General features: G+C 64.9%; 12 protein-coding genes. All 12 read right to left on the minus strand.

Annotated features, from left to right (window positions below; all coding sequences use genetic code 11):
• Positions 1-26: 26 nt before the first annotated feature.
• Positions 27-3,068, minus strand: a complete 3,042-nt coding sequence (locus tag ACQ4WR_RS09625) for a CHASE domain-containing protein (RefSeq protein ID WP_436486876.1) — start codon at positions 3,066-3,068, stop codon at positions 27-29.
• Between the two features lie 307 nt (positions 3,069-3,375).
• Positions 3,376-4,146: a uroporphyrinogen-III C-methyltransferase gene (cobA, locus tag ACQ4WR_RS09630; protein ID WP_436486878.1), complete on the minus strand. Its 771-nt coding sequence runs from the start codon at positions 4,144-4,146 to the stop codon at positions 3,376-3,378.
• A 24-nt stretch (positions 4,147-4,170) separates the two neighbouring features.
• Positions 4,171-5,361 carry a CmpA/NrtA family ABC transporter substrate-binding protein gene (locus tag ACQ4WR_RS09635; RefSeq protein WP_436486880.1) on the minus strand — a complete coding sequence of 397 codons (1,191 nt, stop codon included), beginning with the start codon at positions 5,359-5,361 and terminating at the stop codon, positions 4,171-4,173.
• Between the two features lie 96 nt (positions 5,362-5,457).
• A complete protein-coding gene (locus ACQ4WR_RS09640; RefSeq protein ID WP_436486882.1) occupies positions 5,458-6,096 on the minus strand; it encodes an ANTAR domain-containing response regulator in 639 nt (212 codons plus the stop codon).
• A gap of 88 nt (positions 6,097-6,184) precedes the next feature.
• The gene (locus tag ACQ4WR_RS09645; RefSeq protein WP_436486884.1) at positions 6,185-7,684 is read right to left on the minus strand and encodes a CoA-acylating methylmalonate-semialdehyde dehydrogenase; all 1,500 of its coding nucleotides are present in this window, start codon (positions 7,682-7,684) and stop codon (positions 6,185-6,187) included.
• A 10-nt stretch (positions 7,685-7,694) separates the two neighbouring features.
• Positions 7,695-8,495: a 5-deoxy-glucuronate isomerase gene (iolB, locus tag ACQ4WR_RS09650; RefSeq protein WP_436486886.1), complete on the minus strand. Its 801-nt coding sequence runs from the start codon at positions 8,493-8,495 to the stop codon at positions 7,695-7,697.
• A complete protein-coding gene (iolE, locus tag ACQ4WR_RS09655; protein WP_102294008.1) occupies positions 8,492-9,412 on the minus strand; it encodes a myo-inosose-2 dehydratase in 921 nt (306 codons plus the stop codon). Before iolE ends, iolB begins: the two co-directional genes overlap by 4 nt.
• Positions 9,409-11,250: a 3D-(3,5/4)-trihydroxycyclohexane-1,2-dione acylhydrolase (decyclizing) gene (gene iolD, locus ACQ4WR_RS09660; protein WP_436486889.1), complete on the minus strand. Its 1,842-nt coding sequence runs from the start codon at positions 11,248-11,250 to the stop codon at positions 9,409-9,411. The genes iolE and iolD overlap by 4 nt, the downstream gene beginning before the upstream one ends.
• Positions 11,247-13,193, minus strand: a complete 1,947-nt coding sequence (locus ACQ4WR_RS09665; RefSeq protein WP_436486890.1) for a bifunctional 5-dehydro-2-deoxygluconokinase/5-dehydro-2-deoxyphosphogluconate aldolase — start codon at positions 13,191-13,193, stop codon at positions 11,247-11,249. Before ACQ4WR_RS09665 ends, iolD begins: the two co-directional genes overlap by 4 nt.
• 8 nt (positions 13,194-13,201) lie before the next feature.
• On the minus strand, positions 13,202-13,987 hold the full coding sequence (locus ACQ4WR_RS09670) for an ATP-binding cassette domain-containing protein (RefSeq protein ID WP_436486892.1): 786 nt from the start codon (positions 13,985-13,987) through the stop codon (positions 13,202-13,204).
• Between the two features lie 3 nt (positions 13,988-13,990).
• Positions 13,991-15,124: an ABC transporter permease gene (locus ACQ4WR_RS09675; protein ID WP_436487316.1), complete on the minus strand. Its 1,134-nt coding sequence runs from the start codon at positions 15,122-15,124 to the stop codon at positions 13,991-13,993.
• Positions 15,125-15,290: 166 nt separating this feature from the next.
• Positions 15,291-16,340 (minus strand): sugar ABC transporter substrate-binding protein, encoded by a 1,050-nt coding sequence (locus ACQ4WR_RS09680; protein ID WP_102294003.1) that lies wholly within the window; start codon positions 16,338-16,340, stop codon positions 15,291-15,293.
• Positions 16,341-16,348 lie beyond the last annotated feature (8 nt).

Below are 16,348 nucleotides of genomic sequence, written 5' to 3' on the forward strand. Positions count from 1 at the left end.
AACGCGTATTATCGCCGCTGCCCGCCTCAGGGGGTATCGCTGGTGGCAAATTCCAGTGAAATTTGTTCGGCCACCTGCGCCAGGGCGGGGCCCAGCGCCGCCAGCAGGGCGCGCGCCTGCGGCACCTCGCCGCCCAGGCGCAGCGCCTCGATCGAGGTGCACAGCGCGGCAAACGCATGCGCGCCCACGGCAAGCGCCGACGATTTGCTGCGGTGGCCCAGGTCGGCCAGGCGGCCCAGGTCTTCCAGCGCCAGCGCCTGTTCCATTTCCGCGATGCCGTCGCGCGCCGTATCGAGGAACAGCTGGGCATATTTGCGCATCTTGACGGCGTCATTGCTGAACGTGAGGGCCAGGGTGGCCAGGTCGAGGATGGCCGTGTCGCGCCGCTCGGGTATGGCGCGCGCCAGCGGCGTCTTCGCGCCGGCCCGGCCCGCCTGCTGTGCATGGCCCATGCCGCCGGGACCACCGATGCCGCCACGCAGGCGGAACCATTTCGCCAGCAGGTGGAACAGCAGGTTGGGAGCGATCGGCTTGGTCAGGAATTCATCCATGCCCGCCTCCAGGCAGCGGGCGCGGTCTTCGCTGCCCGCGTTGGCCGTCATGGCGATCACCAGCAGGCCGGCCAGCCGCGGATCGGCGCGGATGTGGCGCGTCGTCTCGAAGCCATCCATCTCCGGCATCTGCACATCCATCAGCACGCAGTCGTAGCGCTGGCGCGCCAGCAGCGCCAGCGCTTCGCGGCCATTGCCGGCCACGCAGACGGTGGCGCCCGCGTCTTCCAGCAATTCGCAGCCCACCTGCTGGCTGAAGATATTGTCTTCCACCAGCAGGATGGAGGCGCCGCGGATCACGTCCAGCACTTCCGGCTCCACTTCGGCGATGCCGTCGTCGCTGGCCTGCGCGCTTTTTTCCAGGCGCGCCGTAAACCAGAAGGTGCTGCCCAGCCCCGGCTGGCTGTACACGCCCACCTTGCCGCCCATCAGTTCGGCCAGCTGCTTGCTGATCACCAGCCCCAGCCCGCTGCCGCCATATTTGCGCGTGGTCGACGGGTCGGCCTGGTGGAAGGAGCGGAACAGCTGCGCCACCTCTTCCTGGTTCATGCCGATGCCCCGGTCCTGCACCTCGAAGCGCAGCAAGGTGTGGCTGCCGCGCTCCTCGGCGTGGCGCACGCGCACGAAGATGCTGGCATGGTCGGAAAACTTGATGGCGTTGCTGGCCAGGTTCAGCAGGATTTGCTCCAGGCGCAGCGGATCGCCGCGCCAGCGCTGCGGCAGGTCGGGCGCGATGTCGAACTGCAGGCTCAGGCCCTTGACGGCGGCCGCGTCGCCCAGCTGGCTGGCGATGTTCGCCAGCAGCGTATCGAGACGGAAGTCCAGCACTTCCAGTTCCAGCTTGCCCGCCTCGATCTTGGAAAAATCCAGAATGTCGTTGATCAGTCCCAGCAAATGCTGGCCCGAATGGTAGATCTTTTGCAGGTAGTCGCGCTGGCGCGTATCGGCCACGGACTTCAGCGCCAGGTGCGCCATGCCGATGATGCTGTTCATCGGCGTGCGGATTTCATGGCTCATGTTCGACAGGAAATCGCTCTTGGCCTGGCTGGCCGCATCGGCCTGCTCCTTGAGCCGGTGCAGTTCCGTCACGTCGGTGGACAGGCCGATCAGGCCCGTGACGGGGCCGGGCAAGCCGAGTGGCACCTTGACGCTCCACAAATGGTGTACCTGGCCCTGCGCATCGACGAAGCGCTCCTCGCCGACGAACTTGACGCCGCTGTGGAAGACCTCACGTTCGGTGCGCTGCGCGGCGGCGGCCGCATCGCCGAGCATCAATTCGCCGTCCTGGCGGCCGATCACCTGCTGCACCGAGCGCCCGAGGATGGACGCCGTGCGCGCATTCACGTAGCGGTAGCGCAGGTCCGCATCCTTCATGTAGACATAGGCGTCGACGCTGTCGAGCACCGTGTCAAGCAGGGTGCGCTGCGCCACCGCGCTGCGGCGCGAGCGGTACAGGGTGTAGATGTAGCCATAGATCAGCAGGGTGCCGGCCAGGCCGACGGCCAGCGCCAGCCACGGAAAATAACGGTCAAAGCCGCTGTACAGCTCTGTCTTGCGCACGCGGAAATGCGCCTTCCACGCACCGCCCTGGTACACCACGGGCAGCACCCTGTCGAAATAATCCGCGTCGCTGCCCGGCCGCGGCGGCGCCGCCGCCAGGTCGCCGTCATCGTTGAACAACAGGCGGTCCTGCGGCGCGATGCGCAGCGCGCCTGCGGCCGGCAGCGGTTCGGCGGCGCTATACAGGGTCAGGTGCAGCGGTTCGAGCGCGCTGCGTTCGAGCGCGCTGTGCACGAGGCGTGCCACGCCAAAGCCGATGCCCACGGAACCGAGGTAGGCGGCGCGGCGCTCTTCCACGCTGCCCTGCGGCATGCCGTTGCGGTACACGGGCAGGCGCATGCCCAGGCCCAAGTGCGCGGGCGGGCCCTTGATCATGATGACCTGTCCCGACGCGCTGACTTCGCCGCTGTCGCGCGCCTGCGCCAGGGCCTGCGCCACCAGCGGGTTGGCGCCGATGTCGACGCCCATGCGCTCGGCCAGCAGCGCGCCGGGCTCCAGGTAGGTGAGCACCGTGTACTCGGGCCGCTCGCCGGGCGGGCGGATGGAAAAGTCGGGATAGCCGCCCGGCGTCAGGCTGGCGTCGGCGCGCACGCCGGCGATGTAGGCGGCGCGCCGGGCCGGCGTGACGGCGACGGCATAATTGAGCGATTCGATGGCGGGAAACTGGCGCGGGATATCGAGTCCGCCCACGTAGTCGTGGAACTGGCGGCGGGTCAGCTGGTCGGTCGTGCGAAACAGGGCTTCGAGCCCGCGCAGCAGGTCGGAATAGCTTTTCACCCGCGTGGCCAGGCTGTTCTGGGCGCCATAGGTCAGGTTGTCGAAGCGCTGTTCGGCATCGTCATGCACCGTGCGCGCCGCCCCCGCATACAGGGCGCCGCCCACCGCCAGCGCCAGCAGCAGGCCCCCCGCCCAGATCATGATGCCTGATACCGTCCCGCCCTTGCTCAAAGTGTGCATTGTCGATCGCTTATTCCGGTTCCTCGAATGTAGGGCGCAATCCCGCACCGCAAGTACGAGGATACTATCAAAGGCCCCTGTCCACGCGCTTGCCCGAGAAAAAAAGCCTGCGCGACGGTTGCCATGGAAAGCAAGCCGCCTGCCTGCGGCGCACAGACGAAGCTCTGCGCGGCGGCTGAAAAGCAGGAGACGGGGAAAAAACGGGAAAGAAGCGCAAATCGCGGGAACGCGGCAGAGCAGGCCTGCGCCCAGTGGCGCCCTGGCGCGCGGTGCACGGCCACCGCCTGCGCGCCCGGGTGTTACAGGTTCAGACAGTGGCGGCCAGCATGCCCTGCGCGCCATGCTCGTCCCAGGCGTCGGCGCAGCGTACCACCTCGCCCACGACGATGATGCTGGGGCTGGCCAGGCCGCTGGCCTGCAGGTCGTCCGGCAAGGCTTGCAAGGTGCTCAGCAACTGGCGCTGGGCCGGCAGGCTGGCCGACTGCACCACGGCCACGGGCGTGCCGGGCGCCATGCCGCCGGCCAGCAAGCCGGCCTGGATGGCGGCCACCCTGGCCACGCCCATGTAGATGACGAGGGTCAGCCGGCTTTGCGCCAGGGCCGCCCAGTTCGGTTCCGCGGCCCCCTCCTTGCCATGCCCGGTGACAAAGATGGCGCCCTGGCTCCAGGCGCGGTGCGTGAGCGGCACGCCGATGGCCGAGGGCGCCGCCAGGCCGCTGCTGATGCCGGGGATCACCGTCACCTCCACGCCATGGCTGCGCAGGTAGGCGCGCTCCTCGCCGCCCCGCCCGAACAGGTAGGGGTCGCCCCCTTTCAGGCGCACCACGTGCTGGCCGGCGCGTGCCTCGGCCAGCATCAGGCGCTCGATGAATGCTTGCGGCGTGGACGCGCAGCCGCCCCGCTTGCCCACTTCGACCACGCGCACGCCGGGTGCCGCGTGGGCCAGCACGGCTGGATTGACGAGGTCGTCCATCAGCAGCACAGTCGCCCGCGCGATGGCCCTGACGGCTTTCACGGTCAGCAAATCCGGGTCGCCGGGACCGGCACCCACCAGTGTCACGCTGCCAAATTGCGCCATGCTGAAACTCCTTCTCGCGATGTGTCAGAAAAAATGGCCGATGGCAAACGATGCGGCGTACGCTTCCGGCGCACTGCCATCCCACACGACGCCGTCACACAGGGTCGAGCTGCGCATGGGGGCCATGGGCAAGGGCGTGTGCGTCATTTCCGCCGCCTGGCGGTACAGGTCGATGCGGTTGACCTGGCGCGCCACGGCCAGGTAGTCGGGCTCGTCGCGCAGCAAGCCCCAGCGCCGGTGCTGGGTCATGAACCACATGCCATCGGACAGGTACGGGAAATTGACGGTGCCGCCGCCATAAAATGCCAGGCCGTGCGCCTCGTGCCAGGTCTTGCCCAGTCCATCCTGATAATGGCCGAGTATGCGCGGCGCCAGCATTTCCTGCGGCGTGTTCAGGTAGCCTGGCGCGGCCAGCACGCTGGCCGTGGCCAGGCGGTTCTCGTCGCTGGCATCGATCCAGCGCCCCGCATCGAGCACGGCGGCGATCAGCGCGCGGCAGGTATTCGGGTGCTGGCGCGCAAAAGCGGCGCTGGTGCCCAGCACCTTGCCCGGATGCTCGGGCCAGATCTGCCCGCTGGCGGCGGCTGTCACGCCCACGCCATCGACGATGGCCTTGTAGCCCCACGGCTCGCCGGCGCAAAAGCCATCCATCTGACCGGCGCGCAAGGCGGCCACCATCTGCGACGGCGGCACTGTCATCACGCGCGCGTCGCGCAGCGGGTCGATGCCGTGCGCCGCCAGCCAGTATTGCAGCAGCATCGCGTGGTTACCCGTCGGGAAAGTATGCGCGAACGCAAACGGCCGCGATGCGGCCCGCATGTGGCGCGCCAGCGAAGCGCCATCGCGGGCGCCTTCGCGCGCCAGGGCCGCCGACAGGGTCACGGCCTGGCCGCTGTGATTGAGGTTCATCAATACGGCCATGTCGCTCTGCTGTCCGCCGATGCCCATCTGCACGCCATACACGAGGCCATACAGCACGTGGGCCGCGTCGAGGTCGCCACTTGCCAGCTTGTCGCGCACGCCGGCCCACGACATCTCGCGGCTCAGCTCGATCTTGATGCCGTATTTTTCATCCAGGCCCAGCTTAGCCGCCATCACCAGCGAGCCGCAATCGCTCAGCGGCAGGTAACCGATGCGTATCGTCTGTTTTTCCGGATGCAGGGAGCGCATCACCTGGGCGCTGCCTGCCGCCGGGCTGCCCGCTTGTTCAGTCATACTTCCATCCTTTGCCTGTCCTTGCCGCCCGCGACGCACCAAAACAGTGCATCGCACCACAATATGTCATGCTGCCATCAAAATTAGCGTATCCGTTCATCCCAGCAAGTCTTCCACGTCGAGGATGCGCTGGGCAATTTCCGCCAGTTTCAGCTTCTTGTTCATGGCCATGCTGCGCAGGCGCTGGTAAGCCTGCTCTTCCGTCAAGCCATGATGCGTCATCAGGAGGCCCTTGGCCCGCTCGATGACCTTGCGTTCCAACAATTTATGCCGCGTGTCGTGCAGTTCCGCGCGCAGTTTTTCTTCCTGGCGAAAGCGCGCCAGGGCCACGTTCAGCACGGGCAGGATGCGTTCCGCCTGCAAGCCGGCCACGATGTAGGCCGAGACGCCCGCCGCCATGGCCGCGTCGATGCTGGAGGTGGCGCCGTCCTCCGTAAACAGCACGATGGGACGGCGCTCGTCGCGCGTGGCGATGACGATGTGTTCGAGCACGTCGCGCGCGTCCGATTCGGCGTCAATGATGATGAGGTCGGGCTGCAGTTGGCCGATGCGCTCGGGAAGGTAGAGGTCGGCAGGCAGGGAGGCGATGATGTCAAAGCCCGATTCCAGCAAGCCGATGCGCAAGGCATTGCCGCGCTGCACTTGCGCCGCCAATGCCGCATCCGCGTGCACGCCGTGCTCGACGATGGTATTGACGACAACGATGCGCAAAGGCTGGGTACGGCTGGACGTCATGGGAGCGATCTGCAATGGCTAAACGATTAGCCATTGCAGTAAGCAAGAAGCGAACCAGCTGATTTTACAGCGGGTTTTACAACTGCTTTTACTTGAGGGTAGGCATGGCAAACTCGGCACCGGCCGCCGTCGAGGCCGGCCAGCGCTGGGTGACAGCCTTCTGCTTCGTGTAGAAGCGCACGGATTCCGGACCATGCGCGTGGTGGTCGCCAAACAGGCTGCGCTTCCAGCCACCGAAGCTGTGGAAGGCCATCGGCACGGGAATCGGCACATTCACGCCCACCATGCCGACTTGCACGCGGTGCGTGTATTCGCGCGCCGTATTGCCGTCGCGCGTATAAATCGCCGTGCCATTGCCGTACTCGTGCGCATTGACCAGGTCCAGCGCCGTGGCAAAGTCCGGCACGCGCACGATGCACAGCACGGGGCCGAAGATTTCCTCCTTGTAGATGGTCATCTCGGGCGTGACGTGGTCGAACAGGCTGCCACCGAGGAAAAATCCCTGTTCATGGCCGGGCAGCACGAAGCCGCGTCCGTCACTGACCAGCTTGGCGCCCTCTTCCACGCCCTTGGCGATGTAGCCGGCAATCTTCTGCTTGTGCACTTGCGTCACCACGGGACCCATTTCCGCCGCCAGGTCCATGCCTTGCGTGATTTTCAGCGCGGCGATGCGCGGCACCAGCGCCTCGACCAGCTGGTCGCCCACATTGCCCACCGCCACCACCACGGAAATGGCCATGCAGCGCTCGCCGGCCGAACCGAACGCGGCGCCCATCAGGGCATCGACCGTCTGGGGAATGTCGGCATCGGGCATGACCACCATGTGGTTCTTCGCGCCACCCAAGGCCTGCACGCGCTTGCCCTGGGCGCAGCCGGTGGCATAGATGTATTCGGCGATCGGCGTGGAACCGACAAAGCTGACGGCGCGCACGTCCGGGTGGTGCAGCAAGCCGTCCACCGCCTCTTTATCGCCCTGCACCACGTTGAAGACGCCGTCGGGCAAGCCCGCGTCCGTCAGCAATTGCGCCAGCAGCAGGCTGGCGGACGGATCGCGCTCCGATGGTTTCAGCACAAAGGTGTTACCGCAGGCAATCGCCATCGGAAACATCCACATGGGCACCATGACGGGAAAGTTGAACGGCGTGATGCCGACGCAGACACCGAGCGCCTGGCGGATCGACCAGGCGTCGATGCCGCCGGCCACCTGCTCCGAATATTCTCCCTTCATCATTTGCGGGATGCCGCAGGCGAACTCCACCACTTCGATGCCGCGCGTGACTTCCCCTTTCGCATCCGTAAACACTTTGCCATGCTCGGCCGTGATCAGGGCCGCCAGCTGGTCGGAATGTTCTTCCAGCAATTCCTTGAACTTGAACATGACGCGGGCGCGGCGCAGGGGCGAGGTTTGCGACCAGGCGGGAAACGCCGCATGGGCGGCGGCCACGGCCGCATTCAGCTCGGACGGCGTGGCCAGCGACACTGTTGCCGTGACGGCGCCCGTGGCGGGATTGAATACCTCGCTGGTGCGCTCGGAGCGCGAAGCCATCGGGTTGCCACCGATAAAGTGGCCGATCTGTTGCGTCGTCATTGGGATTCCTTTATTTGGTATTCATCAGCCACTCGTGGGCCGGGTCGTTTTTAAAGTGCCACACGCGTTTCGGGCCGGCCATCACGTTCAGGTAATAGCCGTCGTAGCCATACGGCACGGTCACGGGGTGGTAGCCGCGCGGCACCATCACCACGTCGTGGTTTTCCACGGCCATGGCTTCGTCGATGCTGCGGTCATCCGTATAGACGCGTTGAAAGGCAAAGCCCTGCTCGGGATTCAAGCGGTGGTAATACGTTTCTTCCAGCGAACTCTCGGTCGGAATATTGTCGTCATCGTGCTTGTGCGGCGGGTAACTGGACGAGTGGCCCGACGGCGTCACCACTTCCACCACCAGCAAGCCATCGGCCTCGGCCGTCTGCGGCAGGATGTCGCATACATAGCGGGTATTGGCGCCCTTGCCGCGCACGGAGCGCGTCATGCTGGCGGGCTCGATCAGGCGCGCCGGACGGTGCGTGGCGGCTGGCGCGCTGCACAGCGCCACCTCGGCGTCGCCGACGGCCGTGATGCTGACCGCCGTTTCCAGCGGCACATATACGGCATATGGCGAGCGCTCCTCGAACACGCTGGCACGCCCGCCGATCTCGCGCCACGTCTGCCCGCCCGCCTGCACGTTGACCGTGCCCGTCAGCACGACGATGCACAGCTCGCGGCTGCCCGTCTGCAGGCTCAGCGCTTCGCCGGCGGCCAGCCGGTGCGCGGCGAAACCGACGTGCGTCCAGCCGGCCGACGCGGGCGTGACTTCGACGAGCTTGCCGCCGCCCTTGTCCGCCTTCACCAATAGCGGGCTCATGCCGCCTCCCGGCCCAGGCGCGGGATGGCGTCAACCAGTTGCGCCAGGTAATCGTGGCCCATCTTCGCGTATTCGTAGCTGGGCGCGACGGCCGGGTCCTGCTCCGCTTCCACCACCAGCCAGCCTTCGTAGCCGTGCAGATACAAGCGCGTCAAAATCGCCGGAAAGTCGATGCTGCCGTCGCCTGGCACGCTGAAAGCGCCATTGATGACGGCTTGGAGGAAACTCCAGTGGCCATTGCGGGCCAGTTTCACCACATTGGGACGCACGTCCTTGCAATGCACGTGGCAGATGCGATCGATATGCTTGTTCAGCACCGCCAGCGCGTCGCCGCCCGCAAAGGTGATGTGGCCCGTGTCGAACAGCAAGCCCACTTCCGCTCCCGTCAGGGCCATCAGCTGGTCCACGTCGGCAGGGGTTTCCACATAGGCGCCCATGTGATGGTGGTAGGCCAGGCGCACGCCGTGCGCCAGCAGATGCGCGGCAAAGGCCGTCAATTTGTCGGCGTAGTGCTGCCATTGCTGCTGTGACTGGAAACGCGGGCGCTTGTACAGGGGGCGCGCTTCGCCCTGGATGGCGTCCGCCACTTCGCCGTAGACCATGACGGTGGCGCCGCTGTCGGCAAGCAAGCGTAAATGCGATTGCACCGCCGCAATTTCTTCCTCGACCGACCGGTGTACCAGCCGTCCCGAATACCAGCCGGACACGCACGCCAGGCCATATTTTCCCAGCACGGCATTCAGCGATGGTGCATCCTTGGGGAACTTGTTGCCCAGTTCAAAGCCCACGTAGCCGATCTCGGCGCCCTCCTTCAAGGCGGTTTCCAGAGGCGTCTCGCCGCCCAGCGACGGCAAGTCATCGTTCATCCACGAGATCGGGTTGATGCCGATCTTCACATTCCAGCTTGGTGCGTTCATTTTTGTTGTCCTTGGCGGTCAAGTTCATAACGGGCGCGGGCAGCTTGCACGCCGGGCTGGGTAGAGACCTCGGGTACGGCCACTTCCCACCAGCAACCGCCCTCTTCTGTTGTGCGCGTCGCATCCGTGTCGATGCAGATCAGATACGTGCGGGTGGCGGCCCGGGCGCGCAGCATGGCTTGCTCCAGCGCGGCAATCGAGTCCACGTGTTCGGACAGCGCCCCCAGCGATTGCGCATGCAGGGCAAAATCGATATGCGGCGCGCCGTCAGGCAGCATATTGTTGAACGATGGATTGCCGCACGCTTGCTGCAGGCGGTTGATGCAGCCGTAGCCCCGGTTGTCCAGCACGACGATGATGAGTTTTTTGCCCAGCATCACGGAAGTGGCGATTTCCGAATTCATCATCAGGTAGCTGCCATCGCCCACCATGACGATGACCTCGGCATCGGGCTTGGCCATCTTGACGCCGAGGCCGCCGGCGATTTCATAACCCATGCACGAGTAGCCGTACTCCATGTGGTAGCCACCGGGCGTGCTGGTGCGCCACAGCTTGTGCAGCTCGGCCGGCAAGGTGCCCGCCGCGCAGACGACGATATCGCGCGTGGCGGAGTCCGCTGCGGAGCGTTGCACGGCGCCGATGACTTCGCCGTCATACGGCAAGCCGGCCACTTCGCGCTTGCCGGTGATGCTTGCCACCGTCGCGCGCCAGGCGTGGCCCGCCTGCTGCGCGCGATCCATCCATTGCCCGGCGCTGTTCCAGCTGCCCAGCTGGCGCGACAGGCCTTGCAAGCCTAGTGTCCCGTCCGCCTGCAAGCCCAGGCCACGGCGTTTCAGGGCGTCGAAGGCATTCACATTAAGGCTGAGCAATTGCGCCTGCCCGAACAGGGAATTCGACCCCGTCGTGAAATCCTGCAGGCGCGTGCCCACGGCCAGCACCACGTCCGCCTCGGCCGCCAGGGCATTTGCCGCAGGCGAACCCGTCACGCCGATGGCGCCCAGCTGCAAGGGGTGGTCCCACGGCAGCGCGCTCTTGCCCGCCTGTGTCTCGGCCACGGGAATGCCATGGCGCTCGGCAAAGGCCTGCAAGGCGGCGCTGGCCTTGCCGTACAGCACGCCGCCACCGGCGACGATCAGCGGCTGTTTCGCGTTTTTCAACAGCGCTGCCGCCTCTTCCAGTTCCTGCTCGACGGGCGGCACGGCGCGGAAGCGCACAGTCCTCGGCGCAAAGAATTCTTCAGGGTAGTCATACGCCATCGTCTGCACGTCTTGCGGCAAGGACAGGGTCACGGGACCGCAGGCGGCCGGGTCCGTCAAGGCGGCAATGGCACGCGGCAAGGCCGTCAGCAATTGCTCCGGATACACGATGCGGTCGAAATAGCGCGACAGCGGCTTGAAGGCATCGTTGACGGACACGCTGCCGTCGCCCGCATCTTCCAGCTGCTGCAGCACCGGGTCCGGCGCGCGCGAGACAAACACGTCGCCGGGCAAGAGCAATACCGGCAAGCGGTTCACGTGGGCCAGCGCGGCGGCCGTCAGCAAATTGGTGGCGCCCGGGCCGATGGAACTGGTGACGGCCATCATGCGCCGGCGCATGTGCGCTTTCGCATAGGCAATGGCCGCATGCGCCATCGCCTGTTCGTTGTGCGCGCGGTAGGTCGGGAAGCTGTCCTTGTACTGGTACAGCGCCTCGCCCAGGCCCGCCACGTTGCCGTGGCCAAAGATGGCGAAGGCGCCGCCGAACAACGCTTCGCCCTCTTCCGTGCGCAAGGCAGCCAGGTAGCGCACCAGCGCCTGCGCCATGGTCAAGCGCACGGTTTTGTGTGGGATGGCGCTCATGCCGCACGCTCCAGGCGGTTGCGGGTGCGCTGCCACAGGGAAATCAGTTGTTCGAAGTTGGCGCGCACTGCGGCGATCAGGCCCGCATCGTCGAGTTCGCCCGCCAGCCAGCGGCGGCTCGGTTCCTGGAAGATGGTGCGTCCCACCATGAAGCCGCGGCAGGTGGTGCTGGCGCTGGCCTGCTCGAAACTGGCGGCCAGCGCATCGATGGGCGCATTCAAGCCCAGCAGCACGACGCCACGGCAATACGGATCGCGCTCCTGCACCAGCGCGTCGATGGCTTGCCATTGCTTGGCCGTCATGCTTTCCAGCTTCCACCACTCCGGATAGATGCCCAGGTTGTACAGGCGTTTGACGGCGCGCAGCACCGTATCGTCGCTGTGCGGCAAGGCGTCCGACGGTATGACTTCGAGCAAGAGTTCGTGACCGCTCACTTGCGCCGCGTCATACAGGGCCTTGATCTGCGCTTCCTGTTCCAGCCGGTTTTCCACGGCGTCGTCCGGATGCAGCTGCACCAGGCATTTGATCACATGCTCCTTCGGCCAGCTGAGCAGGTGCGAGCCGATGGAGCGGCCCCAGTCGAATTGCAACGGGTTGGAACCCGGCAATTCCACGGGACGGCCGATCCACCAGCCGCGCCCGGTCGCATCATTGAGCGCATCGACGCCATAGCGGCCATCGATCAGCACGCCCGTCTTGCCGGCCAGTTTCAACGCCGTTTCCGTCTGCGCCACGGCTTGCACCATCAGCTGCTTCAAGGCGGCGATGCGCGCTTCGGGCGCACCCGTCTGCTGCGCCAGTTCGAAGAACTGCGTGCGGTGGTCGAAAGCAAACACGCACAATTCGTCCCACTGCTGGCGCGCCACCGTCGTGCGGTGCAAGCGCGACAAGGTGGCGTCCTGGTCCGGCTGCGCCAGCCTGGCTGCGTTGGCCAGGAAATAGTCGAGCTCGACGGGCGACGGCATGGCCGGCGCGCAAGCGTGGCGCGACACCACCAGCGCACCGCAGGCATTCGCGTAGCGGCAGCATGCTTCATAGCCTTCGCCGCGCAGCCAGCCTTTCAGGAAGCCGGACAGAAACGCGTCGCCCGCGCCCAGCACGTTGAGCACGTCGACGCGCACGCCGCGGTAGTTATACGCGTCATCCAGACTGGCCGGCACCACATTGTCGATGACGGCGCTGCCCAGCGGCCCGCGCTTGACGACCAGGGTGGCCAGGGTGGCGGCCCGCACGGCGCGCAAGGACGCCATGATGTCGGCGCCGCCGCCGGCGATCATGAATTCCTCTTCCGTGCCGACGATCAAATCAAAATGCGGCAGGATGGCTTGCAAGTGCCTGGTCACGCCTTCGTTGGAAACGAAACGCGTTTCGCCATCGGCCTTGCCCGACAAGCCCCACAGCACGGGCCGGTAATCGATGTCGAGCACGGTGCGCACGTTATTGGCGCGGGCCAGTTTCAAGGCTTGCGTGCTGACGGCGTGCATGGCGCTGGTAGAGAAATGCGTGCCGGTGATCAGCAATGCCTTGCTCGACGCAATGAAGGCCGCATCCACCGATGCGGGATCGATGGCCATGTCGGCGCAATTTTCACGGTAGAAAATCAGCGGAAAGGTATTTTTATCCTTGATGCCGAGCATCACCAGCGCCGTCAGGCGATCCTGGTCGATGCCCACATGGCTGACATCGCAGCCTTCCCTGGACAAGGTAGCCGTCAGGAAGCGGCCCATGTGGTCGTCGCCCACTTTCGACAGCATGGCGGACTTCAAGCCCAGCCGCGCCGTGCCGAAGGCGATGTTCGCCGACGAGCCGCCCAGGTATTTGGCGAAGCTGCTGACGTCTTCCAGCGGGCTGCCGATCTGCTGCGCGTACAGGTCCACCGCCAGGCGGCCCAGGCAGATGACATCCAGCGCCCGGCCCTGGGCAAATTGTGTGGAATTATTCATGGCTATCCTTAAATCGTGACACCGTCGAGTTCACTCATCAGCGTTTGCATTTCCGCGCCGCCCGCCATCATGTCCAGCAAGGCATCCTTGCTCACCGTTTCCTTGGTGAAGGTGCCCAGCGACTTGCCCCGGTTCAGCAAGGTAAACGAATCGCCGACCGGATACGCATGGTGCACATTGTGCGTGATAAAGATCACGGAAATGCCGCGCTCGCGCGCCTTGTAGATCAGTTTCAGCACATTGAACGACTGCTTCACGCCCAGCGCGGCCGTTGGCTCGTCGAGGATCAGCACGCGGGCGCCGAAGTGGATGGCGCGGGCAATGGCCAGGCACTGCTTTTCGCCGCCGGACATGGTGCCGATGGCCTGGTGCGGGTCGCGCACCATGATGCCCATCTCGGCCAGCTTGGCGCGCGCCGTCTCGGCCGCATAATCGATATCCATCACGGGCACCAGGCCCAGCAGCTTTTTCATCGGCTCGCGGCCCATGAAGAAATTGCGCGCCACGGACAGCAATGGCACCAGCGCCAGGTCCTGGTAGACGGTGGCCACGCCCATGTCCAGCGCTTCGCTGGGCGAATTGAAGACGACGGGCCGGCCATCGACCAGGTATTGCCCGTCGGTCGGCTTGTGCACGCCGGCCAGGGTCTTGATCAGGGTCGACTTGCCGGCGCCGTTATCGCCCAGCAAACAATGCACCTCCCCTTCCTTCAGCCGCATGGTGATGTTTTGCAGGGCCAGCACGGAGCCGAAGCGCTTGCTGACATTTTCCAGGGCAAGAATATGCTCGCTCATGATTTATCTCGCTTCCGTGACGCGTGAGCGTACAAAGTTATTGAACAGCACGGCGATCAGCAGCATCACGCCGAGGAACACGCGGAACCAGTCCGAATTGATGTTGGTGTAGGTGATGCCGATCTGCACCACGCCGAAGATCAGCGCGCCGAAGCAGGCGCCGACGACGGAACCGTAGCCGCCCGTCAGCAAGGCGCCGCCGATGACGGCCGCGATGATGGCTTCGAATTCCTTTTGCATGCCACGATCGGCGGCGGCCGAACCGATATCGCACACTTGCAAGGTGGCAAACAGGCAGGCGCAGAAAGCCGTGAAGACAAACAGGGAAATCTTTACCTTGCGCACCGGCACGCCCACATTCTTGGCCGCGTTGGCATCGCCGCCCACGGCAAACATCCAGTTGCCGAAGCGCGTGCGCGACAAGACAAACGCGGCGCCGGCGGCCAGCACCAGCCACCAGGCGATGACTTTGGGAATGCCTTTCACGAGCGGCGAGCCATCGTCGAGCACGGCGATCCAGCCATGCGCGCCCATCCAGTGGAACAGGCCGGTGGCGACATTGCCCTGGAACAGCAGGCTGGCCAGCCAGTCGTTGGCGGCCAGGTCGCCCACGCCGCTGACGATGGTGCGGTTGGCGAACATGATCGACAGGGCCAGGGTCAGGCCGCGCAGGATGAAGAGGAAAGCCAGGGTGACAATGAACGATGGCAAGCGCGTCTTGATGACGATATAGCCGTTGAGCCAGCCCAGCGCCATGGAACCGGCGAAAGCGAAAATAATGGCGGCCCACAATGGCCACTGGAAATAGATGGTCGGGATGGCGATCATCATGCCGGCAAAGCCGATCATGGAGCCGATCGACAGGTCGAATTCACCGGCGATCATCAACAGGCAGGCGCCGATGGCGATGATACCCAGGTAGGATGCCACTTGCATCCAGTTGACGACGCCATCGAGGTTGAACATGCCGGAATCGCCGGCCGTGATGACGAAGAAGGCGAACACGAGCACGGCGCCGGAAATCGAGGCGAATTCGGGACGGCCAAAAAACCGTTTGACCCAGCTTGTCGTGCCCACGCGCTCATCGGCGGCTGGTGCGGGTGTGCTGGAGGCGCCGGATGGCGGAGGAGGATTCATGCCGGGGCTGGCCAGGCTGGATTTGAGCGCAGTCATACAAAGTCCTTTCACTGTTACTTGATGCTATTACTTATCGCCAGCATCGCTGGCGCCAGGCGTGTGCCTCCCGGGCGCCGCCCGCGGGAGGCGGTGCGGCGCTGGGCAAACCCGGTGGCGACTGTGTGGATTAGCGGTATTGGCCGGCGTACTTTTCGACCTTGGCGATGTTGTCCTTGGTCACGAAGCCGGGGCCGGAGCTGATGTGGCGCGGGCCATAGATGGGCGTCAAGCCGTATTCCGCCAGGCGGGCCTGGTATTTCGGATTGGCGATCAGGATTTCCTTGACCTTGGCCAGGTCCGTGATCTTCTGCTGCTTCATGATGGCCATCACGGCGACAGGAATGTAGCCTTGCAGGTAGGGCTGCTGGTCGATGGCGAACTGGATGCTGCCATCCTTGATGCCCTTGGCGATCTCTTCCGACAAGTCGAAGCTGGCGAAGTACATCTTGCCTTTCAAGCCCAGCTTCTCGACGGCGCGCATGGCCGGCGGGGCCGAATCCGGACCCAGCGCCAGCACGGCCTGGGTCTTCGGATTGCTGCGCAGATAGGCGCTGACCTTGCTTTCGATCACGCCTGGATCGACGCCATTGGTGTCCAGCGTGGACGACTTGAAGTCGACGCCGAGCGCGTCGGCAAAGCCGCGGCAGCGTTCGAACGACGAGGCATTCATCGCATAGTGATTCACGCACACAAAGGACTTGATGCCCGCTTCCTTGGCGCGCTTGCCGGCGCCCAGGCCCGCGTCATACTCGGGCTGGCCCACGTGCATGATGGCTTTCAGCTGTTCACTCTGCGCCAGGGTGCCCGAATTGATGGTCACCAGCATGATCTTCTTGGCCACCACCGTGCCCAGCGGCTTTTGCAGCACGCTGAAGTCGGCAATGTCGGCGATCAAGCCATCGTAGTTGCGGGCAGCCGATTGCTCGATCAGGCGCGCCATGTCGGCCAGGTCGCCATTCGGTGGATTGCGGTAGTCGACGGAGACATTGAAGTCCTCGCCCGCCTGCTTGATGGCGTTCTTGATGGTGTTCCACCAGGAATCGGAATCGGGCGCGTGGCTGACCATGACGAATTTCTCGCCGGCAGCGTGGCTGGCGCCGGTGCTCAAGCCCAGGCTCAGACCCAGGCTGGCGATGGCCAGGCACTTCATCAAACCCTTGCTTTTATTGCTATGCATGAATGTCT

The sequence above is a fragment of the Janthinobacterium amylolyticum genome (genome assembly GCF_051380655.1).
In the GTDB taxonomy this organism is placed as follows: Bacteria; Pseudomonadota; Gammaproteobacteria; order Burkholderiales; family Burkholderiaceae_D; genus Janthinobacterium.